The following is a 23,134-nucleotide window of genomic DNA, read 5'->3' on the forward strand; positions in this document are numbered from 1 at the left end:
ACGCTAGCCTTGCTTCGCAATAGGAAAAGCCAGCACAGTATTATCTGACAAATTGTGATGTGAACTGTCGATGCTGATGACTTTTTCTGTAAGTAACGGCCAATTGTGAGTCATGTCGAGAATAAAGCTGCCATACGACCAACTGCCTTTTCTTTTTGTTACCTCTACCTTCAACCCTTGGGCGTGAGAAGACAGTTTCATGCTTAAGGAAACGGGCAGGGATAGTTGATTATGGCTGGTGGCTTTAAAGTGAAACTGCAGGCACTTACCGGTTTCGCTTGCTGCTTGTAAGCGCTTTGTTTGGTGTATTTCTAGATCGGCTCCCCATAGCAATACAGAGTGACAAGCGCCGCTTTTGAGGCACTGCTCAGCTGCCCACAACGCATCGAGATCGCGTTGGGGCTGGATAACGAGAATATTCTCTAATTCAATGCCTTGGTTACTAAAAAACTCGGCACAAATCTTCCCTGGCGGGTTAATGAATATGGCCAGTTTTTGCGAGTTTTGTTGAGATAAATAGGGCGTCAGTAGGCGAAGCTCACCGATCCCTTGTTGTGATTCAACCTCAATAACGCCGTGCGTCGGGAAGCCGCCATCAAGCTGTTTATCCAGTTGAGGATAGCCTGTTGAAGTGGTACTTCCTTGCGTTGTTGATTGTAACCCTTTCCAGATTAGCTGGCGGTCTTGTAAGTTTTTTATTAGTTCATGCATAATTAAATACCTGTATATTTATACAGTATATTTAACAATGAAAAAGATGCAAAGAGAAATGATGAAAATCAGGTGAACTAAATATTAGATGGTTGATTTAGATACAAAAAAAGCCGCTATGGAAGCGACTTTTCACTATTGGTTAATGATATCAGTTACTTAGGTTGAGCATCGATACATTGGCCATTAATGTCTGTCACACTTGGGTTCATTAAGTGTAGGTACAGTGGGATGATGTCGAGTGGCGTTTTTAACTTATTCGCATCTTCTCCTGGGTACGCTTTTGCACGCATACGTGTTTGAGTGCCGCCCGGATTGATTGCGTTAACACGGATGTTAGTGTCTTCAAGCTCGTCTGCTAGGGTTTGCATCATACCTTCGGTAGCAAACTTAGAAATCGCGTAAGTGCCCCAGAATGCACGGCCAGAGTGACCAACCGTTGAAGAGGTAAAAACAATGCGACCCGCTTCTGCTTTCTTAAGTGCAGGTAGCAGAGCTTGAGTCATCAAGAACTCAGACTTCACATTGATCTGCATAACATCATCAAACGTTTCTTCATCAATCTGCTCAAATGGGCTCAGAGTACCGAGAACACCTGCGTTATGCAGTAGGCCATCTAAACGACCGAACTGTGATTCAATGGTTTCAGCCATATCAACGTAGTTCTGCTTTGTCGCACCTTTTAAATCCAATGGAATAATCGCAGGTTGTGGGTAACCAGCGCTTTCGATTTCATCGTAAATGAATTCAAGGTTTTTAACATTGCGGCCTAACAGAATGACAGTTGCACCATGTTGAGCGAAGCTTAGTGCTGCTTGGCGACCAATGCCAGCACCGGCACCTGTAACCAAAATTACTTTATCTTTGAGGGCATCTGTAGAGATTGGGTAATCCACTGTGCTTATCCTTCTTTCTTTTATTATGTTCGTCATTCCATTGATGTTTAATCACACAGATAACCGCAGGAATGATGAGAAATTCTTGGTAATCGTGACAAGATGGTTACAATACACTAATTCATACAATAGGGGATATGACATTATCTAGGTTTTATGATCCTTTCGGCTTTTTAAGAAAGATAACACAGCGTTAGTATTTACGGGGCTTGAGCGGTATTCTTCCGATTTGAAACGATCATTAATTTACATAGTTTTACGTACTATTAAATTACGATTAGGCACAAGTCTAGGCACTAATTAGGGAAATGATCCTAAGGTTTAGGCTAGAACTAGGGGGAAGAATGAACATCACCGATGCTCTTCTGAGGAATGTATCAGGGAAAGAGATAAGTACTACCGCGCCGCGTTGCTAGATAAGTAATATCGGCAACCCATAATTGCTCTGGTCTTTCCGGGATTAAGCCTTCCTTAATTCGATTTGGATGGCAGTAAAAGCGATGATTACTGTTTGTAGTTCGATGATAAGCCCTTCGATTCTGTACTAATAATCGATTCATTCTCAGCAGAGAGAATAAGCGGTCTCGCCCGATTTCAATATCGTTCTGAGCAAGTAAATACTTGATCTTACGAGTCCCTATACGAGGGTGCATCATCCTTTGCTCCTTCACAAAACCGAGTACGGATTCATCTTTCTTTGTCTGATGAATTTCTGCAACACAGCGCTTGTAGAAAGCTTGTCGTGTAATACCTATGAAGTGGCAAGCTTTAGTGACGGTCAATCTTCTGACCGTTTTTTCCTTAATAACTCGGCCTTGCGCTTCTTTGAGATTCGGACTCCGAAATCTCGATCCATGACTTTTACAACCGCTTCAAAGAACTCAGCTTTGAGCTGAGTTTCTTCTAATTGCTGCTCGAGTTCTTTGATTCGTTGCTCTGGGGTTTGAGTTGAGGAAGAGTTTGACATAGTCGCTCCTAACGCTCTCGATTGTTCTATTCCTTTAGACCAATCTAGTTGACCATGTTTGCGAAGCCAAACTAAAACGGTAGAGCGACCTTGGATCCCATAACGTTCTTGAGCTTGCTTATAAGTCATTTCGCCTTTTTCAACTTGGCTTACGACTGCCAATTTAAAGGCAAGAGAATAATCTCGTTGAGTACGTCTACTTGTTGTTTTCATGACACTCTCCAATTTCATGTTGGAAATGTGTCAACCATATTTAGGACGGTACAATAGGCGAAAAAAAAGCCACATAAGCGGCTTTTATTATGGTTCGTCTAAGTTCGTTTAGACCAGACACCCCAACAAGCTACACCAAGCACATCAATTTCGGACTCCGTAATTGTGTGCATCGCGTTCTTGGACGTGTCATCGCCATACCAAACATGCACCGTGTCAGCAATTCGAACAAGGGTGAAGAAATCAGGAGTTGGGTTATTGCCGATACGTGCTAGAACTAGATCATCATTCGCCCACTCACGGTTACGAACGATAAGGGCTGCACAATCCCAAGAGTGTGAGATTGTGCCTTGGACTGGGTAAACAACACCAAAGCAATCACTATGCTCTTTTGGTACTGGCATTGTACCTATAATTCTAGTTGAACCTGTCGATAACAGCTCCGCTATATCTGCACGGTTATAAATGTTCACCGTAGCAGCACCAGCCGCAACCATGTTATTTACGATCTGCTTCTCTGTGTACTTATCTCCCACACCAAAACACAACCAATGAGGCTGAACTCCAAGATACACGGCTATATCTGTTAGTTCATCAATGCTTGGATGCGTTCTATTCTCTGATTTGGAGAGGTAGCGCCCAATAGTCGCTTTACCTCTCCCAACACCTTTGGCGAGGCTCGCATTAGTCTCGCCTAACTCCCTAAGGAGCGCGACTATTCGATCTTGGTAGTTTTCAGTCATTGAATTTTATTCCTGTCATTCTTAAATCATTTGTATATCACATATGAAACTATCTCAAAAGATAAACGGTTTTAGGTGCTTAATCAAGGTCAATGAACCAAATTTGATTATAGATGCTTGTTAATGGTTTGTGTCATTAAGCGCTACGTTTGTTGTTGGTTGGCTCAATATTGAAACTGATGGGTGTGAATATGATTAATAAGGAACAAACGGAAGGACAAAAGGGAATGTTCGATAAGTTGCGAATACACTATAACTTGGATTCGATTGCCTTGGGAAAAATGTCAGATGTTCCACGCGCAAGTATGTACCGATATGAAAGGGAATACTGTTACTATCAATAGAGACGGACATTCATATAGAGAAGTCGCCCCCTAGTGTGGTAAAAAAACACGAAATGTATCCAGGTCTATTTAAGGGATATAAGAGCCAGCATCCTATCATTAACTAGTATTACATCATTTTTCGCAAATCTCTTGTTGTTTCATAATTAATTGGTATGAGGCCATAGGTGAAACTTTGATTGAGATAAAAATGATGTGAGTGACAACAGATAAAACTCATAGAGCGAAAGCAGCGCGTGTGGCTATTTCATAATTTTCCGATTCTGTAGGAGGGTTTTGGAATGCGCTTACCATTCTTGATGACGAAATAGCAGTTTATAGAGATGATGTTGCACATTGGAAGACTCATAGAGTTCCAGAAGTGGTAGCAGCGCAGTTTTGCAATGTCGTTAATAAGTATTCTTCAGGGGGGATTGGAGTGCTGACAAACTACGAGAGCCAGGAGATGAAAAGCCTGAGCAGTAACTAGGGAGAAACCACTCTGGCTTAAAGTCACACACTTTATACGCAAGCGTGAATACACCTGTGTCGTTTCTGATTTGCAAACGATCACGCAAACAAAATACCGATATGTCTAATCTAAGTGTAAATCCGAAAGCTATTGCTGTCGTCAAGGGCGGCATTCATGGCGCTCGTATTCTCAAGAGATTTGCTATCTAGAACTGTTATTTAGCGAGCCCGTGAAACATAAAAGTCTACGTAAGTCATTCCCAATGCTACCACCAAGAACGATAGCTCTGCCATTGGGAACCTAATCGCCAACAACCGTACGCGCAACAGAGTGGGGAAGTCATTAGAAAGGCTGTCACTCGCGACAATAAAGAGTATTACGACTTCAACACAACCATATGGGCTGGCAAGTCCGGGGGCGACTACCGTGAAAGCCAGCGCTATGTGTGGCGCTTAACGAGCGAGGGCATCATTGAGGTGTTAACCGAGGGGGAGCAGCGCTACGCTCGAATTAATGAGAGGTTCTTGCCCTAAAGAGAAGTAAGGCTGGTGGATGGACTATCACCGGTCGTTTCAACTGTAGCATGGTCACTACTTTAAAGGAGAGAACAGTGATAGTTGTATATTATAGAAAAACTGCAAAAGAAGTGAGTCTAAATGCAGGTGTTATCGTTGAAGTGATATTTGGATGGCTTGAAAACAACCGAGTTAATGACCGGTACTACTATGACGGGCGGTACTGGTCATATGTCACCACAAGAGTTTTAGAGTTGCTGCTCCCTAAATTGGAAGAACAAAGGTAAGAACAGCGCTCAAAAAGCTCGAAGAGTGTGTGTAGTAACTGGATGTTTCAATCGGCTCAGTCTAGATCGTACTAAATGGTACTCAATCACACAAGATGGTTTGAAGTTGATGGGTGAAGACCCCTATTTGTTCACCACAAAAACCATCCTTAAGCCTTAAAATCGGCTGCTAAAAACCTCTCTAGTTCACACTATGGAGTTTTTTTGCTTATAAATACCGTCTAAATTGCTTTCTTTCTTCTATCTGCTGCCTGTTCCACTCCGCTTCAAGCTCAGGCTTCATACGTCTCTATTCCACATGACATTTGGAGCAGGTCAGCCACCCATGGCCACATCCATCTGCATCATAAAGGACATTTCCACTGCAAAAAACATTCCAATTTATTCACAAGTAATACCTGCTAGTTATTCACAATTATTGCATCTTTAGCCCATGAGTTGTTTTAACCCAACAATACAGATCTAATAATATATATTAATAACCCTTAAGATCTAAATATTAAAAAATAACAATAATTAGAAGAGCTTAAAAAACAAATAGCTTAAAAAATAACAATGAATAATAAAATCTTTACACCTCGACAATCGCTAGAACGTGAGGCGAATGAAATTGCCTTGATGTGGCTTTGGGAGTTCAAGCTAAGTTCTATTGGAATGAACACATCTGAGGTGGTCAATCGAACCTGGATCGCGAACGAACTTACCAAGCTTCCAGACCAAAAACGCGAAGCCGTTCGAGACTCGCTAAACCGTAATCGAAAGTTTTTCTGGCGTGGCTCAAAAATTAAACCAATAAAAAAAATCCGCCTCAATTGTTTCAATTATGATTTATATGATTATAATGTGGGTCTTATTTTGATTGTTTGCTTGGTTTTTTGTTGCAGTTAATGGGGGGTGGGCTCTGAGAACGAGAGTTGGCTAGAGTTAAGCGCTGGTGAGGCGATGGATATTCTTGTGAGCGTGGTTAACTCCAACGCCACAGGCCTTGCGATGCCTTGCAGACCCTAGCGGATTCGTACAACCGTGAGGTTGACCTCGATGATGACTTGCAACGTGAGCTCTTGATGCGCCAGAACCGTATCACGGGGTTTGAGAACCAAATTTCACAATTCGAACAAGACATAGAGCGCATGAAGGTCGGCCTTCGTACCTCGGTCGGCTTGTTCGAGGCTGTGAAAGGTTTGCAGCGTGAGAATGACACTCTCACTCGTACTAACGCTGAGATGAAACTCAAGATTGTTAGTCTTGTCGAAGACGCTAAACTCGCCAAGGAAGCCAAGCGACTCAAGGAGCAATCCAGACGCACCAAAGGCGAGAATCTATTCCTGTTCCCAACCGGATTAGACTTAAACTCTTAAACGGCTCTCGCGATCACCAACTTCCGAAACGATGGAGTTTTGCCGCAACTGGCTACTCAAGGTTAAATCGCAGAAGTGGCATGTTGCAGAGGAAGACTTAGTGGTGTTTTCAGGCGACAAAAAGCACTAGACCACCAGTCTGTCACTCCGTCTGGTTCACACAAACAAGTAAACAAAACTACCGGAGATTGTGATGCCTTACGAAACTAAAATCGAAACCGAAGTCTCACCGCAACAAATGATCAGTCGCGTTCTTAACGGAAGCGCTACCTTTACCAAGGCTTACATGGCTTCTATGCGAGCCAATCTATGCCCTAAACACGTCAGTGCTATAGACGATGATATCAACGTTATGCTTGCCTTGGTGATGGAGGCTAAGACCGTTCTCTATGGCTCTACGCTCAACGAGAATGGACGCAAGCAGATGTTTAATGCTCTACGCAAAGAAGTTAACCAAATCATTGATGTTTGCGAACAGAACGCTGGGAAGTACGAAGACGTTGTTAAAGAGCGGGGCAGCAATATGTCTACAACTCCTAGCAAAGCGACTGAGAAGCACCGCGAGGCTCAAGAAGCTCAAGACGCTAAGAATGTAGGGAAAGTGCATTAATGGATAAGCTGACCATTAACCTTGACGTTAAGGAGGCTAAGTTCTCCCGAGAGGCCGTAGAAGAGCGATTAAAACCATTACTTGAACGCTTACCTACGGCTTACTACCAATCTCACGCGGCTTTGTTGCGTAATTAAATTTAGAGATAGAGCCAACCCGTTTCGCTTGTTTCTTAGTCAATACGACAAGTTTCAGGCATACCTAACCCAGTAAGCTTGTTCAACGCTTTTATCATCGCGTAAGTTTCACCCACCTGGGCATTGTAATTTCTTAAGCTCAGTTTCCCTCCTAGCAACTGTTTAACTCGATACATCGCTGTTTCTGAGAGTGAACGTTTGTGGTATCCATACCGCTCTTTCCAATACTTATTTGAGTCGTATAATTTCTGGCAACCCACGGCGAAATTTCGAGGGTGACCACGCTCCCAGAAGGCAGCCCCTTCTCTTGGGGGAATAAGCGCAATAGCTCCCTTAATCTTAATAGCAGCGTGACACGCTCTCGTGTCGTAAGCGCCATCACCAGACACCTCAAGGATACTTCGGCGTGTTTGTTTCAGTAAGTTCGGGAGTACTTCTCCATCTGTAACCGTCGATAAACTTAGCTCGGCGGCAATGATCTCATGAGTGTTGGTATCGACTGCAATATGCAGCTTTCGCCAGACTCTACGCTTGCCATCCGTCCCATGTTTTTTGACTTTCCATTCACCTTCGCCATAAACCTTAAGGCCAGTAGCATCAATGGCTAGGTGCTGTATCGCTCCTCTCGTTTTAGTCTTAAATGAAACCTCAACTTGCTTGGCTCTACGACTGATGCAGGTGTAATGCGGACAACTTAACGGTACATGGGCTAACCTAAATATCGAGTCGATAAATCCTTGCAGCGCTCTCAATGGCATAGAAAAAACTCGTTTGACCATGAGTGCTGTCGTGATAGCTAAATCACTGAACCGACGCGGCCTACCGCGCTTATTCTGTTTGCTTTGCGCCCATCCGCTTATTGCTTCTTCATCAATCCAAAAAGTCAGAGAACCACGGTTAATGAGTGATCGGTTGTATTGCTTCCAGTTGGTTGTTTTATAACGAGGCTTAGGCATAGGACTACGAGATAGAGTGGAGGTAGCTGATCAGATCGTAGGTTCTTGATTTAGTTCCATTGAATTACGCAACAAAGCCATCTCACGCTGGCATACTGACACAACAGCAGTATGACGAAATTCTTAATACCATCATCACTCAATTCAGCATTTCTATTGAAATGCTCATACAAGTCTCATGTTCACGTTATGTCGATGACCCAGAACAGCTACTTGGAAGCATGGAGCAATATGTAGTCCAGTTGTTCGAAGAGGGAAAAGGTATCAGTCAAATTTACAAAAAGGAGAGCAGAAATGGACTCGACAGTTGAAGATGCAGGCGAAAAAGCACTAGCGGCTGCTATTACCGTTCTGACCTCTAGTGAAGATATTTAATAGCAAGTTGTTACCCTATGCAAAGCGTTTGAAGACGATTTGCCAGCGCTATCATTGCGATTGGCGTTCAGTTGCGATTTTCAGCTCGCTGTACTAAAGGATGAGCTAGAAGTGGAAGAGTGGACAGACCTCGCGCATTTCTCTCAAATAGCTCATTGGGAGGTGATCGCTGAGTCGGCAGTTGACCAATTTACTAAGCCTCAAATCTACATGCTTAGTCAAGAAATTATAGGAAAGTAAATGCTGATTGAGGCCGTATGGGATATCACCAGTGCAAGGGCAAGGAAGCGGCACACAAAGAGCAAATTGAGCTCGCTTGTAGACACTAGCACAAAAAAGATTGGCGCTTGGGATACAAGCACCGGGAGCAAGTGCTAGAGATTGCGGAAAGCCTTTGTAGGCGCAAAAGCAGATAAGTGGCCGAGCAACGAAGAGATCTTTGCAAGAAACCTTATTTGGAAAGTTTCAATGTGGGACAACCCAACGAACTGAGTGGAATTAAATTTACAAGGTTCAACTAATATTATTTCGATTATCGAAACGATATTAATTTGATAGCTAAATTAATGTTCAGTGACCCTAGATGATGTTGTGAGATGCGCGTTTGGTAACTGGACATTACTTTATGGAACTATCTCAACTTCCACTGCATGTTCAGATGCAGGTGCAAAGTAAGCTTAAAGGCAAGTCGAAAGCGCTTCCTGCACCCCTCAACCAATAGACAAAAAGAACAAGCTCGAGCGCAGCTTTGAGGACGAATATCCGCTGGTGGCCGCACCTCTGGCTACGCGTTTGAGTCCATCAAGCTCCTACTTGGGCATAAGACGTTCTACCCCCCAGATTTTGTAGCTTACTATCCTGATCACTTCTGCTTCTACGAAACCAAAGGTTTTATGCGCGATGACGCTGCAGTAAAGCTAAAGACCGCTGTCGGTATGTTCCCTATGAAGTTTGTGCTTGTTACCAAAGAAAAGGGTAACTTCCGGTTTAGGGAGGTAACAAGTAATGGATTTGCGTAAAGCTGTTAATCTATAAGGCCATAAGTGTACGTTAGACATGAGTGGAGCTAGTGGAGGCATACCAGAACTAGTAACGTTCGAGATTCAAATCGCTATTGGCATCACCAATCACCACCACAAGCTAGGTACAACACTAGTCTTCGCCAAATGGTCGCCAGACCTGGTACTGATCCACCAGCATAAACGCTTGGCTATAGACCTATTCTATCCAGTAGTGCGCGAGCGCTGCCTTGAGGATGTAAATGCACATTCAAAACTGACCGATGAACGGCAAAATCAAGTTGCTCACGCTTTGATGATGTACGCCATTTTGAAGTACACGCTAGTTAAGAACGAAGAAATTAAGTGTAGGCGCTATAAAGGCCGTGGGATCATCATCTCGTCTAAAGTCGTGACGAAATGCCCGGCTTGTAATGGCACTGGGATTAGCGATTTAGCATACCCATTCGCTTATGTTTACAAGGTTTCAAAAACCACCGGCCTTAGCCGCTCTGCCTTTTATCGGAACTATTCGAACCTCGCTAACGATTTGTTTTTACCCTGTGTGAAGCGGAAGACAACGCACGTAGGCACTTTAAGAAGATCACCCAATAAGGAAATACTATGCCTTACACCATGAGAACGCGGCTAGGCCATCGATTCAAGACAAACACCGCTCAGTCACCGGGAGTGGTGAGGAACAGTGAACACACTATTCATCATGCCGACTTCGACCTGGTACTAACTGCAGCAAAAGCCAGTATCGCCAGTAACAATCAAGTAGAAGTATCGGATATCGGTGATGTCAGTATCTCGCGCTTATGGGCGAACCTACATGGGGTGATTGGGTTGGCTGAGAACGAAGAAACGTACAATCACAAGCTGAACCTTTTTCAGTTCAATAACATTACCGGTACTTCTAATTATGCCCATGACCGGTGCGCGTTCGTCATTACTGCAGACTACAAAACATATGGTGTGGCCACCTTGATTTTTGGTAGTGACATTAAGACTTTCGATAGGAGTATTTAATATGGCAATCACACGTTACACCGTAGCTAGGCTGGTGGACTACGGGATGGGGTTTACAGACTAAATCATCAAGAACTACAACACGCAAGCCGAGGCGCCTTTTTACTATGGTAATGCAAAGCACGAAGTTGATAAGCCTGACGATAGCCGTACCGTCTAGGTGTTTGGTTGTGCGCTCTACCCAACGGTACGTACGCCATCAAATAGCTTTGGTATTCGCTTTGAGCTTGGGTGTTCTCGAGCTTCAACATAGGATTGATAGCGCCAACCACGACAACGGACAAGGCAACACTGGTTACAGTAATGCGCCAGATTGTTATCGATGCAGCGAAGACAGACGAGAAAATAGATAAGAGCGTTAGCTATAAAGTAAAGGGTGGTGATGCGTTATCTTCGATTTATATCGCGCATCCAAAAGCGGCTTTGTTGCGTAATTCAATGGAACTAAATCAAGAACCTACGATCTGATCAGCTACCTCCACTCTATCTCGTAGTCCTATGCCTAAGCCTCGTTATAAAACAACCAACTGGAAGCAATACAACCGATCACTCATTAACCGTGGTTCTCTGACTTTTTGGATTGATGAAGAAGCAATAAGCGGATGGGCGCAAAGCAAACAGAATAAGCGCGGTAGGCCGCGTCGGTTCAGTGATTTAGCTATCACGACAGCACTCATGGTCAAACGAGTTTTTTCTATGCCATTGAGAGCGCTGCAAGGATTTATCGACTCGATATTTAGGTTAGCCCATGTACCGTTAAGTTGTCCGCATTACACCTGCATCAGTCGTAGAGCCAAGCAAGTTGAGGTTTCATTTAAGACTAAAACGAGAGGAGCGATACAGCACCTAGCCATTGATGCTACTGGCCTTAAGGTTTATGGCGAAGGTGAATGGAAAGTCAAAAAACATGGGACGGATGGCAAGCGTAGAGTCTGGCGAAAGCTGCATATTGCAGTCGATACCAACACTCATGAGATCATTGCCGCCGAGCTAAGTTTATCGACGGTTACAGATGGAGAAGTACTCCCGAACTTACTGAAACAAACACGCCGAAGTATCCTTGAGGTGTCTGGTGATGGCGCTTACGACACGAGAGCGTGTCACGCTGCTATTAAGATTAAGGGAGCTATTGCGCTTATTCCCCCAAGAGAAGGGGCTGCCTTCTGGGAGCGTGGTCACCCTCGAAATTTCGCCGTGGGTTGCCAGAAATTATACGACTCAAATAAGTATTGGAAAGAGCGGTATGGATACCACAAACGTTCACTCTCAGAAACAGCGATGTATCGAGTTAAACAGTTGCTAGGAGGGAAACTGAGCTTAAGAAATTACAATGCCCAGGTGGGTGAAACTTACGCGATGATAAAAGCGTTGAACAAGCTTACTGGGTTAGGTATGCCTGAAACTTGTCGTATTGACTAAGAAACAAGCGAAACGGGTTGGCTCTATCTCTAAATTTAATTACGCAACAAAGCCTCCAAAAGCGCTAATATTCACCGAATAATAATTCATTTAATATTAAATCGATTATCAAAGTAATATTAAAAAGGCCGCTAGAAGCGGCCTTATATTTATTCAGTTGTTATTCCCATTAAAAAAGGAAGTTCAAAAGTTGATCTAGTTCATCGAAGCTAGCGAGGCTAGGAAGATGAACCTCTTTATTGCCATTAATGATGATCGTTGGCGTTTTGTTGATGTTGTAGTCGCTTGCCATTCGATCCAGTTCTTCTGCCTGTTGTGTAAGCTCTTTTGAACCGGTTCTAAACTCATCCGGGTTCGCTCCTGTAATTTCCAAAAGCTTTGCTAAATCTTCTCGCGTCTCAGGAGAACGGTCTATTTTCATGTGGATGCTTGCCAGTAGGGCAATGGTAAAGGGCGCTTCAAGATTCTGAGCTCTGGCAGCAAGGATACTCTCTTGCATCTCTCGGCCAAGCTTGCCGACTTTCATAGGAACGTCTACGTACTTAACGTTAGCGCGTTCAGCCATCAGATGAACCGGAGAGTGCATAATTCCACAAGGGCGGCAGTAAGGCGTGTAGAAGACTTTAACTTCTGGCTCGCTGGTGGCCTCTCTATCAAGGACTGTGTAGTGAACGCCCTCAGTGAATTGAGTACCAGCCATAACTTTAGGTATATGTTTTAGGCTAATTGCGATCACAGCAAACATAAGGAGGATGTAGGCAAAACTTGTTTGTTTAACTAACTTATTCATGGAGAAACCTATTGAGGGAAAAAAAGGCCGCGAACGGCCTTTGACTTAGGACAATAAGCGCCATCCATAGCGCTCAAACACATACTTAGAAACTGTATTTCGCACCAAGCTTAAAGGTGGTGTCGCGTGAATCTCGCATATCTTTGTTTGCAATTTGTAGGTAAGGCGCTAGTGGGCCTAAACATGCGACCGTTGCTTTTGCTTCGTAGTCTGTAGCGCTATCACTACCAGTTACATCTTTCATAGTGCCGATTTGTGTCTTGTGGATTGCTTTACCCGTTAGGGTTACTACACCGTCAAAGCTGTAGCCTACTGTTAGGTCAGTTCGACCAATCGTAGAGCGCTTGCTCTCATTGAATAGAGTAGCAGATGCATCCCCACGATCACGTACACCCTCAACCACAGTAGCGCTACCCGTTTCTAGGCGATAGCGAGCAGAAGTGAAGATGCCGTTATCAAAGCTGTAAGCCGCCTCTAGGCCAGCTCTGATAACGTCTGAATTAACTTGTTTAGCTGTACCAGAATAAGCGTACTCACTACCACCTGGCATTATTTCAATGTCGAAGTCTTTCGTATTGCCATGTTTGGTTTTCCATACGTAGCCAAGCTCAGGAACAAGAGAGAAGTTATCAGTAATTTGGATATTGTGTTTCGCTGTTAGGTCAAAGTCGCGCTTCTTGTTGTATTCAAGAGCGATAGAAGAGCCGATCTTATCGAAGTCGTAACCTACAATGATGGTGTTATTCGCTTCACCTTGCTTACCTGCAGACTCGGCGCTTGCTTCAACGAATGCGCCAGCGTGTGCCGTTGCTGATAGTGCTGAAAGGATTAAAGTTGAAATAATTGTCTTTTTCATTCTGTGTGTCTCTTTGTCTTAAGTCTCGGAAGGGTGGAGCATCCTTGCTCCGGTAGTAAGTTCGTTGCTGGTGTTCTTAGAACGCGAACTTAGCGCCTAACTTAATAGCGTTGTCGCTGTTTTGGTGGTTATGAGCGTATTGAACGTAAGGAGCTACGCCATCAAAGCTAGTGAAAGTAGCTTTAACTTCGCTTGTCCAGTTAGAGTCGTAGCCGTAGCGGCAATCAGTGCCTTTAAGAGCGCTGTTAACTTTCTTGCCAAAGTCACCGTTAGACTTTAGGTCTTTGTTTAGTTCAGCTTTGTGGATAGCTTTAGCTGTTAGAGTTACAGCGTCAAAGTGGTAGCCAACTAACAAGTCAGTACGACCGATTTGGCTGCGTTCCTTAGCCAAATTCTCTTTATGTGCCTTGCCGTCTTTTTTGCCTTTAACGTCAATTGAAAATGGTGTTACATCGTAATCTACGCGGTAACGAACAGAAGTGAAGAACTCACCAAAGTTAGCACCAGTTTCTAGACCAAACTTCGCCACGTCAGACTTAACACCTGTAACGTGGAAAGAATCAATGCTGTTGCCAGCATCCTCCTTAAAGTCAATTTTTCCATTGATGTCTTTGCTCTTGCCAAACTTAGCAACGTAGCCCATTTGAGGCTTAACGTAGAAGTGCTCGCTAATTTCAAATGTGTAAGCCGCGCCAAGGTCTAGATCTTTAGCTGTAGTTGCTTCTGCACAAAAAGAGACGTTTTCAATTGGAGAGAAACCAATAATCGCACCTTGCTTTGCGCTGCTGTCACCGAAGAAACCAGTTTTTGCGTTTGTTACACGCTCTGAATACACGTCTAGAGATACGTTTGCGAATGCTGCAGATGAAACCATTACTGCTAGAACTGCCGAAGCTACTGCTAGTTTTTTCATTAGAAAATCCTAAGTTATTTTATTGAAATTTAAAGTTAATAAATAAATCACAAAAAGATACGAAACTACTATTTGTGTTTCATCTTTGACTTCGGGGTGAGCTGTACGTGTGATTGGTTCATTTGTGAAGTGTTAATTCTCAATTTGATCGTAAAAATTCATTTCATTTGCAGTGGGGTTTGCTTATATGATGCAAATTTGCTGTGTATTGTTTCATTTTTGGTTCTGGTTCTGGTTCTGGTTCTGGTTCTGGTTCTGGTTTTGGTGCTGGTTTTAATTTTGATTTTGAGTTGAGAAAAAAAAAGCTAGGGCAATGCCCTAGCTTTTCGTGATTAGTCGTTGGTTCTTAGAAGTAGTAAGCCACGCCAAATTCAAAGCGATGCTCGTTTAAGCTCTTGTCTTCAATTTTTTCTTTGGTTTGGGTGTTTGTGTATTCGTGAGTAACGTCAAACCACCACTTACCATCACTTGTGAAAGGTTGACCGTATACGGTTTTCATTTTTGAAATATCAACGGGCACTTTAGCTCCAGTTTGATTCTGTTTCGAATCCAAGTGCATGTATTGAGGTTGGAACATGATGTATTGACCCCAATCGCTGATAGACAATGAACCATATAGGTTTGCTTGATAACCCGTAGTATCAATTTTGCCAGCATCATGTTTAGCATTGCCCGTTACATAAGCAACGTTCGGGAACAAGGTGAAAGACTCCCAAGGCGTTGCAACCTTACCGATAGTACCGATTGCTACCAGATCGCTAGAGTTCTTACCCCAACCGCGCATATAATCGATCGATACACCTGCTTGCGGCAGCGCAGTTAACCCCGTGTCTAATACTTGGAAATAACGCAAACGTGAATTATCTGCTTTTTCTTTGGTGTTGTAGTTGTGCTCTATAAGAGCCATGTAGTTATTGCCCTCAGAGAATGCGCCAGCAAGACCAAGGTTAACTTTTAAGTCGTTCTTATTGCTCGCTTGACCCCATAGGAACGAGTTAACTTTTGTTAGGTCGCTTGGATCTGGCGCATCTTCGGCACCGCGAGCGCTATCACCTAATAGTTCTGGGTTCTCAGGAACAACCACTTCACCTGTGTTTTCGTCTAAGTAAGCTGCGTTAACGCTCATAGTTGTAGCTGCTAGAGCTAGAGCTAGAGCTAGAATAGTTTTTTTCATTTTAATCCTCGGGATTCTTGGAATATTTATCGATGAGCAGTCGTGACAGCCCATTGGTAAATAAGGTTGGCAGTTATCCGCCAACCAATGAGAGTTATTACTTGATAGCCGCTTCGATAGCAGGAATGGCGGTGTGGAAGAAGCCAACTGCTAGACGTGGCGATGATGGTTCGCTGTAGCTACTGAACATAGCGATTACTGTTTTAGAGTCCGGTTCTACCGCGATGATTTGACCGAATACGCCAACCGCGATCATCCAATCCTTGCCGCCAAGGTTTAGGATGCGGAATTGATCTTTGTAGAAGCCATCAGCCAGACCAGCTTCTTTGCCTTTAGCCCAAGCGTTACGAACTTCATCGTTACCTGCCCAAACAGCGTCTAGCCATTCTTTAGGAACTACTTGCGCTCCGTTTTGGGATTTGCCATCGTGGGCCCAAATATCACCCATGTTCGCAAAGTCGCGAGTTGTCATACCCATAGAACCACAAGCGATAACAGTGCCCTCTTTATCAACCATGATGCTTGTGTCAGAGGTAAACTGACCTTTTTCCCAAATCTTTTCTTGCAGGTAATCAGTGAAGTGTTTACCAATAGCACGTTGAGTCGCTAGGCCAAGAACCTCAGTGTTGTATGAGTGGTATTCGTACTTCTCACCTTGCGTGTAAGATAGTTTTTTAAGGTGTGGCGTGTAGTCTTTAATACCAATCCATTCAGAGTCAGTGTGACCTTTCCAAGAGATCGCATGTTCCATTGAAGTATCCCAATCGTCACCGTAGACGTTAGGTACTGGATCGATAAGAGCGAAGCCAGAACGCATATCAGAAACATATTGAAGTGGGTAAGCGCCTATAACAGTGCCTTTCGCTTCTGGTAGCCATTTCTCAACTGGATCGCTGAAATTCAAGTATCCCTCTGACTGAGCGATAGCCATTAGAGAACTGGTGATCGACTTGCCAGCCGACATAGTGAATTGTTTTGTGTTTTTGTTAGTGCCTGACCAGTAGTGTTCGTGTACTAGCTTGCCGTCTTGTAAAACAACCATAGAACGGTTGTGAAGACGGTCGCGTAGCAAGTCGTAAAGAGGCAGAGGGAAGCCGTCAACGTCTTGAACTTGGATTGAGGCAAGGTCTAGTGTTTTGTCTGACTTCTCGAAAGTTCGTGGGTTTGAGCTTTTTTCAACAACTGCGTGTTCACTGGTACGTTGTGGCTCAACGTAGAACATAGAAACGTATTCGTTAGAGTCCCAATTGGCTTGTGTGATGCCTAGTGGAGCAGTGCGTTCGAGCATTGCTTTATCTTCTGCGTGAAAGGTTACACCATCAGCGAACGCGCCAGTAGTGACCGCTGCAAGAGCCACAGCTAAGACAGTTTTTTTCATGTTAATACCTCGGGATTCATAGAATATTTATCGATGAGCAGTCGTAACAACTCATTGGTAAATAGAAGCTGGTGGTGAGCCGCCACCAGCTTAAGGTTTAGAACTTACTTAGCTTGACGCTTCGCTAGTTCTTCAAAGATTGGTTGGATTACGTCACGAACGTACACTTCAACGAATGCGAAACCTGTTGGCTCGCGGTACGCACCTTGAAGCGCGATGATGTTGCCTGATTCGTGGTCGAACGCTGAGAAGTTACCGTTAACACCGATCATGGTAGAGAACGTCTTACCTGTTTCTGGATCCGTAACTGTACGCCATTGGTTCTTGTAGAACGCTTGAGGATATACAGCAGCTTCGTACTCACGGTCAGCCCAAGCGTTCTTAACTACTTCGTCACCCTCTTTAACAGCATCGATGTATGACATAGGAAGAACTTGCTCGCCTTTGAAGTTCTTACCATCGTTAACCATTAGGTATGAGCCGATAGCGAAGTCACGAGCTGTAATGTTCATAGAGCCAGAAGCAGCGCTTTCTTTCTCTTGGTTCACAAAGAAGCTAACTGGGTGGTTAAAGCCACCTTTCTGCCAAATGAACTTGTCGAACGCTTCTGAGTAAGGCATACCAGTAACGCGGCTTACCACTAGACCTAGCATTTCAGTATTAATATCGCGGTATGCGTAGAACGTACCAGGTTCTGCAGTTGGACTAACTTCTTTACCAAACATTGTTAGCCATTCGCTAAAGTTGTTTAGTTGGCCGTAAGCGTCTGCAGGTGGAACAAGCTCGCCTTTCTCGTTTTCAACAAGGCCGTTGTAACCAACAGATACAGCCATGTGAGAATCCCATGAACCAGTAGTAAGACCAGTCATACCCCAGTTGTGGTAGTCATCGCGAGACTTAGGAAGATCCCAAACACCGGCAGTCATATCAGAGAAGTGTTGAATGCTAACGTTTTCGAAGCCTGAACCATTAAGCTCTGGCGCGTACTTGCCAATAGGGTCAGACATTTTGAAGTAACCGGCTTCGGCAACAGCGAACGCAAGCATTGAGCTAAACGACTTGTGAGCACTCATAACGTGGTGGTTTGTCGTTTGTTCTGTGTTTGACCAGTAATCTTCTGAAAGGATTTCACCGTCTTTGTTCATGATCACGTAGCTTTGGATCGCTGCGCGGTCACGCATGATGTTATACATGCTGATCTTCTTACCCGGACGAATATCATCAACCATCATTTTTGCAGGGTCGAAAGTGCCAGTAACTTTCAGAGGCATCTTGTTTGCTTCGTTTGGCGTTACTACTGAGTGGTAGTGGTAAAGATGAGCGTCAGCCATAGTAAAACGCATGTTTTTAGCTTCTTCCCAAGCGCGAACAGATACTTGGTAAGGTTCAAGGTTCTTAGCCATCTCTTCGCTTGGAGCGTGGTAAGTAACGCCAGCGATTGAACCGAATGATGTAGCCGCGATAGCCATAGCAATAATTGATTTTTTCATTACATAGTTTCCTATTTGTGATGCCAGATAAGCTGACAACTTTAGATTAAATTTGCCTTTTCAGAGTCTATAGCTGACTCATTTATCCATTGGTGGTTTCAATATTGAAACCTATGCCAGTTAACCGCAGGAGATGACTCATATGTGAAATGGCTTGAGAGTGAATATACACGATCGAACTCAGTTGTGAAACATTTATTGGCCGAAAATAATCAATAATCGGCCTATAAATGTAACAAGGTTTAAATTAGTGCAACTTTGAGCAGTCTTTACATGATTTGTGGTTATTTATGAAACGCTCATGCCTATCTGAGTCAAATTCAGAGCTTGATTCACAAGTGGAGTTCGGGCATGGATTTTCAACATAGTGGTTTGGGTTCATTAACGCATAGCCCACACACGCGCAAAACGCGATGAGCAGTGTTAATGCCGCAATGTTTCTTTGATGTTTTTTCATTCTTTCTCCGCAATTTGTAATGATTGAGCAATAGCGTTCTTGACGAACGAAGTGTAAGTACCAACCACGCGTCCCTCGCTTTTCAGCTTCTTGAACCGCTAGCGCAATGAAACCGGCATGTTGGTGTAATGAAATGGGTAAGTCTCATCCGTGTGGATGTTGAACTCTTCATCCTTTGGCTGTGTGCTTTTAAGCTTTGCGCCAAGGTTCCCAAGCAAATCAACACGGCCATTCATGCAGTTAGAACCTCGCTAATATGAGTTGCTAGCTGGTGGTACTTGTAAGTTACGTTCCCACTAAGAACGCCAGTACCTGTGAAAGCCGCGTTGGTAATGTCTGTGCTTTGTGGAATGATAAATGGCAATAGCTCGAGGTTTGGATATCCATCAAGAGCTAGCTCGTGTTCATCGTGCATGCTAGATACGGTTAGGCAGAACATGAGCCACAACGTCTTTACCGATAATTGCAGATAAAGAGGCTAGGGTATCCGCGAACATATTTAGCCCAAACTGATCAACCGCATCATCCGTTGTAGGAGTCAGAACGAGATCGGCCATGGCAATAACCAAACGTGTGGTGTTCGAGTCGAAACCACCGCAATCAATAACCGTCAATTCATCTTCTGGATGCAGTCGGGACGGTAAAGGATCTCGTTCATTAGGTGGTACAGGCACAGGGTGCGTGAGTCATGCAATTTCATTTGATAGTGTGTCCAATATTATTTTGATAATCGAATCAATATGTTTCTCTAAATTCCGATGTTGGCTTTTTTGTTAACGTGACGCTTGATATCACTTACCCGATAACCAAACACCTTTTGTCATGAGGTCACAGGTTGCTGGAAGAAAGGGGGGGGCTCGGACTTCAATTCTCGCCCTATTAGGCTAACGTTTAGGTCTGTGTCGTAATGGGTATTAAAGAAGCGAATAGACATATATTCTTCTCCATCAATATTAGAGTGACCTTTGCCTAAGCGCTTTACACTCTCGTCCATTACGCCTCCATCTCTTCAACCGACAGCTTTAGATATTCAATGATGTAGGCTAGCAGTGGGGTAGTGGCTACGGTGCCAGACTCAAGGCTATTCGTGATCATGGTGTGTAGACGCATTAGATACTTCGCACCTAAGTTATGATCTATGCGGCACTTGGTGCCAAGGAAGTGACGGGCCACCATAATCATTGATAAAAAGATCTTCTCTTCACCGGTGGCCTCGGCAACCCTTACCCCGTGGAGTCCTGCCTCGCTAGTTTTTGAATTGTGGGACTTCACAATCATCCTGATCGCACGGTCATAATTGAACATCTTGGCAATGCGCTTGTGCCTAGCATTTTCACCAAACATTAGATCCATCATTTCGGTGTTGTACCTAGCAAGCTCAACGTTAAGGAACGTTTTTGGAAATAGCCTCTTAAATGCACGAATTAGCATTTGATACCCTTTTTAATATTGTTTTGATAATCATTTCCTGATTTCTTGTGTGTCTGACACTGTAAATTGGAGAATGCGTTTTACATCGATAACACCATTGTTGCGCTCGAACAAATGGAGCGTTCCGCCCTCAAAGAACCTAAGGTACTCACCTTCCTTTAGGTTGAATCGGTAATTGCCCATCCTCTTGTTGAACTCTCGCATTACGCGCTTTTTTGTTGTGTCCTGTATAAGAAAGGTCGGGGGAGTATTCCCAACTGACTCTGTTAACGTGTAAATGACCAAATCACTCTTCTCAGCATCATTCGTAATCGCCATCCTGCGTTAAGACCATCTAGAAACTTGTCCATAGCATCTAGCTCGAGCTCACAGCTCGACAATTCTTTAAGTGAGCCATCCACCAGCCTCACTCCTTTTTTCCAAACTGAACCGTTAGTGGCACTCCGTATAAAACAGAGAACCTTTCGGCTTTGGCTCTCAGTCGAGCCAATCTAAGATCGCCAATCCTTGTCATCGTTAATTCACCTCTCGGATGTAGTATTTAGCGCTGAGTACTAGCTCGGTACTTGTTGGCCGAAATACAGAGAATGATTCTTTGCAGTTGCGAACCAATACGCGGTCGCGCTTGTGCGAGTTTACAAGTTGAAAGCGAGCTGTTATCTCGTCCACGGCCTTGTTCTTGATTGATGTAAGTAAAAGAGTCACATCACGGTTTCTTTCATCACGTCTTACGACTTGAAAGCACTTAGGCATCGGTTAGCTCCACACTGTTAAGCTTGCGAACAACAAAGACATTCCTTGCGTTTGACTGTTAGCTATAGTGTCTTTAGCACACAGGATAAGGCTGATATCTCTTTCCATTTCTCGCTCTGGGGACTTAGTTCATTTGTATTCACAGATCTTCTCTTCACGTTCTGCTGCGTCATCCATAATGAAAATGCCTGTCATTGGAATAACCGTCATTGCTAGGCCAAGTGCGCATTGGCTTAGCTTAACTTGGTAATTCATAGTAAATAGGGCAGCGAAGCCAAACAGTGTCCACAGTGATCACGCTAAAAAAGGTTTGGTTTTGGCGTAGCATCCACGCGCCAGTTTTAGTCTTCTTAGCAAGCACAAAGCCTAATGCTGAAAGTGCTTTGTAAAGGCATAAGCAAGCAAACAAGAGTGCCGCTATGCTTAGATTTAAAATAAGACCAAAAACGAAAGTCACAGCGCCAATTGAAAGCAGCGTACCTGACTGAATTTTCATTTATTCATCTTGCTACCCCTAGTGAGATGAATGATTAATTAAAGTTCTTTCTGAACAGTGATTGCCACGCCATCGGTAAACTCATGCGTTAGCGATATAGCAACACTATCGATGGTGGTTTTACTTTTTAATTTCTCCATCGCTGCCATCTCGTCTTTCGTTAGTCCTGCTAGTTGTTCGCACAACATTGCTTTATAGTTTTCACGGTCAACAAGGCCTGTGTTAAGTAATTTCGAAAAGTCCATGTCTATGCTCATCACCATGTGACCTAAATACGCTTCGGAGTCCTGAACCTTTGTCGCTTCATAGCTTTTCACAGTGGTGAACTGGTCGATTCTTTTACCTGTAAACTGGGTTTTGAGGTCTTGGTTTAAGTCTTCTAGGAATGATTGAGAGAATGAAGACTGCGGCTCATGGTCGAGTTGTTTAACTTCGTTTCTAACCATCGTGAAGACAGTGGCGATTACTAATAGAACTAATAATTTTTTCATCGGTGTTTCCCCTAGTTGATGAATAAGTATTAATTTGGCAATCAATCCGATATTGAATTGATTATTAATCCGGTGCGTAATTAAGCTTGGAGCTTGAAACCTTTAGGCTTCACGACAATTGGTGTCACCTTGAACGAGTAGCCATAAGTGCCGTCAAGATAGATGCTGGTGGCGTCTGATAGCGCCACGGCAACGCCTTTAGATGCTGCATATTCATGGCCTACACGTTTTGCCGTGTCTTCACATATGCCTGTGCTTAGTTCTGGGAATGGATACCACTTCGCTTCCATTACCAACATGCGTCTAGTGTCTTCTGCACCTGCATAAATGTTGTAAGCCTCTCCATCACGAAGTGACTGAAACCTCTCGTAAACATCCAGATTGTATTGAGAAGAGTTATTAATAGCGTGAGCGCAAGAAGCGCCAAATGCTGTAGAGATGATTAGGGCTGCTGCCGTTAATCTTTTCATTGGTTTCTCCTAACTATGTAAATGTTCGAACTCTTCAAGTTCTTCAATCTCTAAAAATTCCTCGACAACGATGTTGTCAATTGGATCGTTCTGGTTGCAACAAGCTAAGAGCAGACAGCCAATGAACAAAAGTGTGTGTAAGCCTGCCATGTGACTAAAGCTCTTCAAATTCTTGGTTAACAACCTCTTCTACATAGTTCAAAAGATCTAAACGTCTTTCGTCTGTTTCAGCGTCTTGAGTTGATGTAAGCAATTCGATTAGTTGTTTAGATAAAGTGTCATCTTCATCAAGTGCTGAAACTGCATTGCCAATAAAGCGCTTCGCCTCTTCAGGCCAAATTAATTCCGCTTCCATATCAGAGATAATTGGAGTGATTCGGTTAAGTAGACTTTCAAGTTCTAGAACTTTCATGGGGCGCTCCT

General features: G+C 43.7%; 27 protein-coding genes and 1 pseudogene. 7 read left to right on the forward strand and 21 right to left on the reverse strand.

The genetic code is table 11. From position 1 onward, the window contains the following. Positions 1-3: 3 nt before the first annotated feature. From imuA to OCV20_RS05575, 4 genes and pseudogenes are all read right to left on the reverse strand, one after another. Complete coding sequence (imuA, locus tag OCV20_RS05560) at positions 4-711, reverse strand: translesion DNA synthesis-associated protein ImuA (protein WP_050648572.1); 708 nt, start codon at positions 709-711, stop codon at positions 4-6. A 155-nt stretch (positions 712-866) separates the two neighbouring features. After that, the gene (locus OCV20_RS05565; protein ID WP_086774974.1) at positions 867-1,607 is read right to left on the reverse strand and encodes a YciK family oxidoreductase; all 741 of its coding nucleotides are present in this window, start codon (positions 1,605-1,607) and stop codon (positions 867-869) included. A 386-nt stretch (positions 1,608-1,993) separates the two neighbouring features. Further along, positions 1,994-2,787, reverse strand: a pseudogene (locus OCV20_RS05570) (transposase family protein); the annotation flags it as partial. A 98-nt stretch (positions 2,788-2,885) separates the two neighbouring features. Beyond that, the gene (locus tag OCV20_RS05575; protein ID WP_086775777.1) at positions 2,886-3,530 is read right to left on the reverse strand and encodes a helix-turn-helix domain-containing protein; all 645 of its coding nucleotides are present in this window, start codon (positions 3,528-3,530) and stop codon (positions 2,886-2,888) included. A gap of 2,152 nt (positions 3,531-5,682) precedes the next feature. Between OCV20_RS05575 and OCV20_RS05580 the strand changes: the two genes are divergently transcribed. From OCV20_RS05580 to OCV20_RS05595, 4 genes are all read left to right on the forward strand, one after another. Further along, entirely contained in the window at positions 5,683-6,015 is a 333-nt protein-coding gene (locus OCV20_RS05580) for a hypothetical protein (RefSeq protein ID WP_086775779.1), read from the forward strand. A gap of 107 nt (positions 6,016-6,122) precedes the next feature. Beyond that, positions 6,123-6,485: a hypothetical protein gene (locus tag OCV20_RS05585; protein WP_086775780.1), complete on the forward strand. Its 363-nt coding sequence runs from the start codon at positions 6,123-6,125 to the stop codon at positions 6,483-6,485. A 193-nt stretch (positions 6,486-6,678) separates the two neighbouring features. Continuing rightward, positions 6,679-7,095 carry a hypothetical protein gene (locus OCV20_RS05590; protein WP_086775781.1) on the forward strand — a complete coding sequence of 139 codons (417 nt, stop codon included), beginning with the start codon at positions 6,679-6,681 and terminating at the stop codon, positions 7,093-7,095. Continuing rightward, positions 7,095-7,232, forward strand: a complete 138-nt coding sequence (locus OCV20_RS05595) for a hypothetical protein (protein WP_157896365.1) — start codon at positions 7,095-7,097, stop codon at positions 7,230-7,232. Before OCV20_RS05590 ends, OCV20_RS05595 begins: the two co-directional genes overlap by 1 nt. 35 nt (positions 7,233-7,267) lie before the next feature. On the opposite strand, the gene OCV20_RS05600 is transcribed toward OCV20_RS05595, so the two are convergent. Continuing rightward, positions 7,268-8,188 carry an IS5 family transposase gene (locus OCV20_RS05600; RefSeq protein ID WP_086773621.1) on the reverse strand — a complete coding sequence of 307 codons (921 nt, stop codon included), beginning with the start codon at positions 8,186-8,188 and terminating at the stop codon, positions 7,268-7,270. A 1,997-nt stretch (positions 8,189-10,185) separates the two neighbouring features. On the opposite strand from OCV20_RS05600, the gene OCV20_RS05605 reads away from it, so the two are divergent. The 3 genes from OCV20_RS05605 to OCV20_RS05615 all read left to right on the forward strand — a co-directional run bounded on the left by OCV20_RS05605 (position 10,186) and on the right by OCV20_RS05615 (position 12,012). Next, positions 10,186-10,593, forward strand: coding sequence for a hypothetical protein (locus tag OCV20_RS05605; RefSeq protein WP_086775949.1), 408 nt, complete (start codon positions 10,186-10,188; stop codon positions 10,591-10,593). 303 nt (positions 10,594-10,896) lie between these two features. Further along, positions 10,897-11,061 carry a hypothetical protein gene (locus tag OCV20_RS05610; protein WP_261881427.1) on the forward strand — a complete coding sequence of 55 codons (165 nt, stop codon included), beginning with the start codon at positions 10,897-10,899 and terminating at the stop codon, positions 11,059-11,061. Positions 11,062-11,091: 30 nt separating this feature from the next. Then, positions 11,092-12,012, forward strand: a complete 921-nt coding sequence (locus OCV20_RS05615; protein WP_086773621.1) for an IS5 family transposase — start codon at positions 11,092-11,094, stop codon at positions 12,010-12,012. Positions 12,013-12,181: 169 nt separating this feature from the next. On the opposite strand, the gene OCV20_RS05620 is transcribed toward OCV20_RS05615, so the two are convergent. The 16 genes from OCV20_RS05620 to OCV20_RS05695 form a co-directional block, all read right to left on the reverse strand. After that, positions 12,182-12,802, reverse strand: a complete 621-nt coding sequence (locus tag OCV20_RS05620) for a thioredoxin domain-containing protein (RefSeq protein ID WP_086775559.1) — start codon at positions 12,800-12,802, stop codon at positions 12,182-12,184. Positions 12,803-12,887: 85 nt separating this feature from the next. Continuing rightward, positions 12,888-13,658 carry an oligogalacturonate-specific porin KdgM family protein gene (locus tag OCV20_RS05625; protein ID WP_086775558.1) on the reverse strand — a complete coding sequence of 257 codons (771 nt, stop codon included), beginning with the start codon at positions 13,656-13,658 and terminating at the stop codon, positions 12,888-12,890. A gap of 76 nt (positions 13,659-13,734) precedes the next feature. Further along, positions 13,735-14,571, reverse strand: a complete 837-nt coding sequence (locus tag OCV20_RS05630; protein ID WP_086775557.1) for a hypothetical protein — start codon at positions 14,569-14,571, stop codon at positions 13,735-13,737. A gap of 346 nt (positions 14,572-14,917) precedes the next feature. After that, on the reverse strand, positions 14,918-15,745 hold the full coding sequence (locus OCV20_RS05635; RefSeq protein WP_202910150.1) for a hypothetical protein: 828 nt from the start codon (positions 15,743-15,745) through the stop codon (positions 14,918-14,920). Positions 15,746-15,842: 97 nt separating this feature from the next. Then, positions 15,843-17,123: a serine hydrolase domain-containing protein gene (locus OCV20_RS05640; RefSeq protein WP_086775556.1), complete on the reverse strand. Its 1,281-nt coding sequence runs from the start codon at positions 17,121-17,123 to the stop codon at positions 15,843-15,845. A gap of 104 nt (positions 17,124-17,227) precedes the next feature. Beyond that, positions 17,228-18,613: a serine hydrolase domain-containing protein gene (locus OCV20_RS05645; protein ID WP_086775555.1), complete on the reverse strand. Its 1,386-nt coding sequence runs from the start codon at positions 18,611-18,613 to the stop codon at positions 17,228-17,230. Positions 18,614-19,168: 555 nt separating this feature from the next. Next, positions 19,169-19,306 carry a hypothetical protein gene (locus OCV20_RS05650; RefSeq protein ID WP_157896359.1) on the reverse strand — a complete coding sequence of 46 codons (138 nt, stop codon included), beginning with the start codon at positions 19,304-19,306 and terminating at the stop codon, positions 19,169-19,171. Then, positions 19,303-19,485 carry a hypothetical protein gene (locus OCV20_RS05655; RefSeq protein ID WP_086775554.1) on the reverse strand — a complete coding sequence of 61 codons (183 nt, stop codon included), beginning with the start codon at positions 19,483-19,485 and terminating at the stop codon, positions 19,303-19,305. Before OCV20_RS05655 ends, OCV20_RS05650 begins: the two co-directional genes overlap by 4 nt. Position 19,486: 1 nt before the next feature. Further along, positions 19,487-19,744, reverse strand: a complete 258-nt coding sequence (locus OCV20_RS05660) for a division plane positioning ATPase MipZ (protein ID WP_086775553.1) — start codon at positions 19,742-19,744, stop codon at positions 19,487-19,489. Between the two features lie 319 nt (positions 19,745-20,063). Continuing rightward, positions 20,064-20,501: a hypothetical protein gene (locus OCV20_RS05665; protein WP_086775552.1), complete on the reverse strand. Its 438-nt coding sequence runs from the start codon at positions 20,499-20,501 to the stop codon at positions 20,064-20,066. Positions 20,502-21,017: 516 nt separating this feature from the next. Then, positions 21,018-21,254: a hypothetical protein gene (locus tag OCV20_RS05670; protein ID WP_086775551.1), complete on the reverse strand. Its 237-nt coding sequence runs from the start codon at positions 21,252-21,254 to the stop codon at positions 21,018-21,020. 129 nt (positions 21,255-21,383) lie between these two features. Next, entirely contained in the window at positions 21,384-21,509 is a 126-nt protein-coding gene (locus tag OCV20_RS05675; protein ID WP_261881428.1) for a hypothetical protein, read from the reverse strand. Further along, on the reverse strand, positions 21,493-21,750 hold the full coding sequence (locus tag OCV20_RS05680) for a hypothetical protein (RefSeq protein WP_086775550.1): 258 nt from the start codon (positions 21,748-21,750) through the stop codon (positions 21,493-21,495). Before OCV20_RS05680 ends, OCV20_RS05675 begins: the two co-directional genes overlap by 17 nt. Before the next feature lie 38 nt (positions 21,751-21,788). Continuing rightward, the gene (locus OCV20_RS05685) at positions 21,789-22,241 is read right to left on the reverse strand and encodes a hypothetical protein (protein ID WP_086775549.1); all 453 of its coding nucleotides are present in this window, start codon (positions 22,239-22,241) and stop codon (positions 21,789-21,791) included. A gap of 80 nt (positions 22,242-22,321) precedes the next feature. Beyond that, positions 22,322-22,711 (reverse strand): hypothetical protein, encoded by a 390-nt coding sequence (locus OCV20_RS05690; protein WP_086775548.1) that lies wholly within the window; start codon positions 22,709-22,711, stop codon positions 22,322-22,324. A 154-nt stretch (positions 22,712-22,865) separates the two neighbouring features. Further along, a complete protein-coding gene (locus OCV20_RS05695; RefSeq protein WP_086775547.1) occupies positions 22,866-23,123 on the reverse strand; it encodes a hypothetical protein in 258 nt (85 codons plus the stop codon). Positions 23,124-23,134 lie beyond the last annotated feature (11 nt).

The sequence above is a fragment of the Vibrio coralliirubri genome (assembly GCF_024347375.1).
Classification (GTDB): domain Bacteria; phylum Pseudomonadota; class Gammaproteobacteria; order Enterobacterales; family Vibrionaceae; genus Vibrio; species Vibrio coralliirubri.

What these genes read in the sequence shown, in the direction of transcription:
- imuA (WP_050648572.1), bottom strand. Translation starts at nt 711, where the DNA reads ATGCATGAACTAATAAAAAACTTACAAGACCGCCAGCTAATCTGGAAA.
- OCV20_RS05575 (WP_086775777.1), bottom strand. Translation starts at nt 3,530, where the DNA reads ATGACTGAAAACTACCAAGATCGAATAGTCGCGCTCCTTAGGGAGTTA.
- OCV20_RS05580 (WP_086775779.1), top strand. Translation starts at nt 5,683, where the DNA reads ATGAATAATAAAATCTTTACACCTCGACAATCGCTAGAACGTGAGGCG.
- OCV20_RS05590 (WP_086775781.1), top strand. Translation starts at nt 6,679, where the DNA reads ATGCCTTACGAAACTAAAATCGAAACCGAAGTCTCACCGCAACAAATG.
- OCV20_RS05595 (WP_157896365.1), top strand. Translation starts at nt 7,095, where the DNA reads ATGGATAAGCTGACCATTAACCTTGACGTTAAGGAGGCTAAGTTCTCC.
- OCV20_RS05600 (WP_086773621.1), bottom strand. Translation starts at nt 8,188, where the DNA reads ATGCCTAAGCCTCGTTATAAAACAACCAACTGGAAGCAATACAACCGA.
- OCV20_RS05605 (WP_086775949.1), top strand. Translation starts at nt 10,186, where the DNA reads ATGCCTTACACCATGAGAACGCGGCTAGGCCATCGATTCAAGACAAAC.
- OCV20_RS05610 (WP_261881427.1), top strand. Translation starts at nt 10,897, where the DNA reads ATGCGCCAGATTGTTATCGATGCAGCGAAGACAGACGAGAAAATAGAT.
- OCV20_RS05615 (WP_086773621.1), top strand. Translation starts at nt 11,092, where the DNA reads ATGCCTAAGCCTCGTTATAAAACAACCAACTGGAAGCAATACAACCGA.
- OCV20_RS05620 (WP_086775559.1), bottom strand. Translation starts at nt 12,802, where the DNA reads ATGAATAAGTTAGTTAAACAAACAAGTTTTGCCTACATCCTCCTTATG.
- OCV20_RS05625 (WP_086775558.1), bottom strand. Translation starts at nt 13,658, where the DNA reads ATGAAAAAGACAATTATTTCAACTTTAATCCTTTCAGCACTATCAGCA.
- OCV20_RS05630 (WP_086775557.1), bottom strand. Translation starts at nt 14,571, where the DNA reads ATGAAAAAACTAGCAGTAGCTTCGGCAGTTCTAGCAGTAATGGTTTCA.
- OCV20_RS05635 (WP_202910150.1), bottom strand. Translation starts at nt 15,745, where the DNA reads ATGAAAAAAACTATTCTAGCTCTAGCTCTAGCTCTAGCAGCTACAACT.
- OCV20_RS05640 (WP_086775556.1), bottom strand. Translation starts at nt 17,123, where the DNA reads ATGAAAAAAACTGTCTTAGCTGTGGCTCTTGCAGCGGTCACTACTGGC.
- OCV20_RS05645 (WP_086775555.1), bottom strand. Translation starts at nt 18,613, where the DNA reads ATGAAAAAATCAATTATTGCTATGGCTATCGCGGCTACATCATTCGGT.
- OCV20_RS05650 (WP_157896359.1), bottom strand. Translation starts at nt 19,306, where the DNA reads ATGAATGGCCGTGTTGATTTGCTTGGGAACCTTGGCGCAAAGCTTAAA.
- OCV20_RS05655 (WP_086775554.1), bottom strand. Translation starts at nt 19,485, where the DNA reads ATGCACGATGAACACGAGCTAGCTCTTGATGGATATCCAAACCTCGAG.
- OCV20_RS05665 (WP_086775552.1), bottom strand. Translation starts at nt 20,501, where the DNA reads ATGCTAATTCGTGCATTTAAGAGGCTATTTCCAAAAACGTTCCTTAAC.
- OCV20_RS05670 (WP_086775551.1), bottom strand. Translation starts at nt 21,254, where the DNA reads ATGCCTAAGTGCTTTCAAGTCGTAAGACGTGATGAAAGAAACCGTGAT.
- OCV20_RS05675 (WP_261881428.1), bottom strand. Translation starts at nt 21,509, where the DNA reads ATGAATTACCAAGTTAAGCTAAGCCAATGCGCACTTGGCCTAGCAATG.
- OCV20_RS05680 (WP_086775550.1), bottom strand. Translation starts at nt 21,750, where the DNA reads ATGAAAATTCAGTCAGGTACGCTGCTTTCAATTGGCGCTGTGACTTTC.
- OCV20_RS05685 (WP_086775549.1), bottom strand. Translation starts at nt 22,241, where the DNA reads ATGAAAAAATTATTAGTTCTATTAGTAATCGCCACTGTCTTCACGATG.
- OCV20_RS05690 (WP_086775548.1), bottom strand. Translation starts at nt 22,711, where the DNA reads ATGAAAAGATTAACGGCAGCAGCCCTAATCATCTCTACAGCATTTGGC.
- OCV20_RS05695 (WP_086775547.1), bottom strand. Translation starts at nt 23,123, where the DNA reads ATGAAAGTTCTAGAACTTGAAAGTCTACTTAACCGAATCACTCCAATT.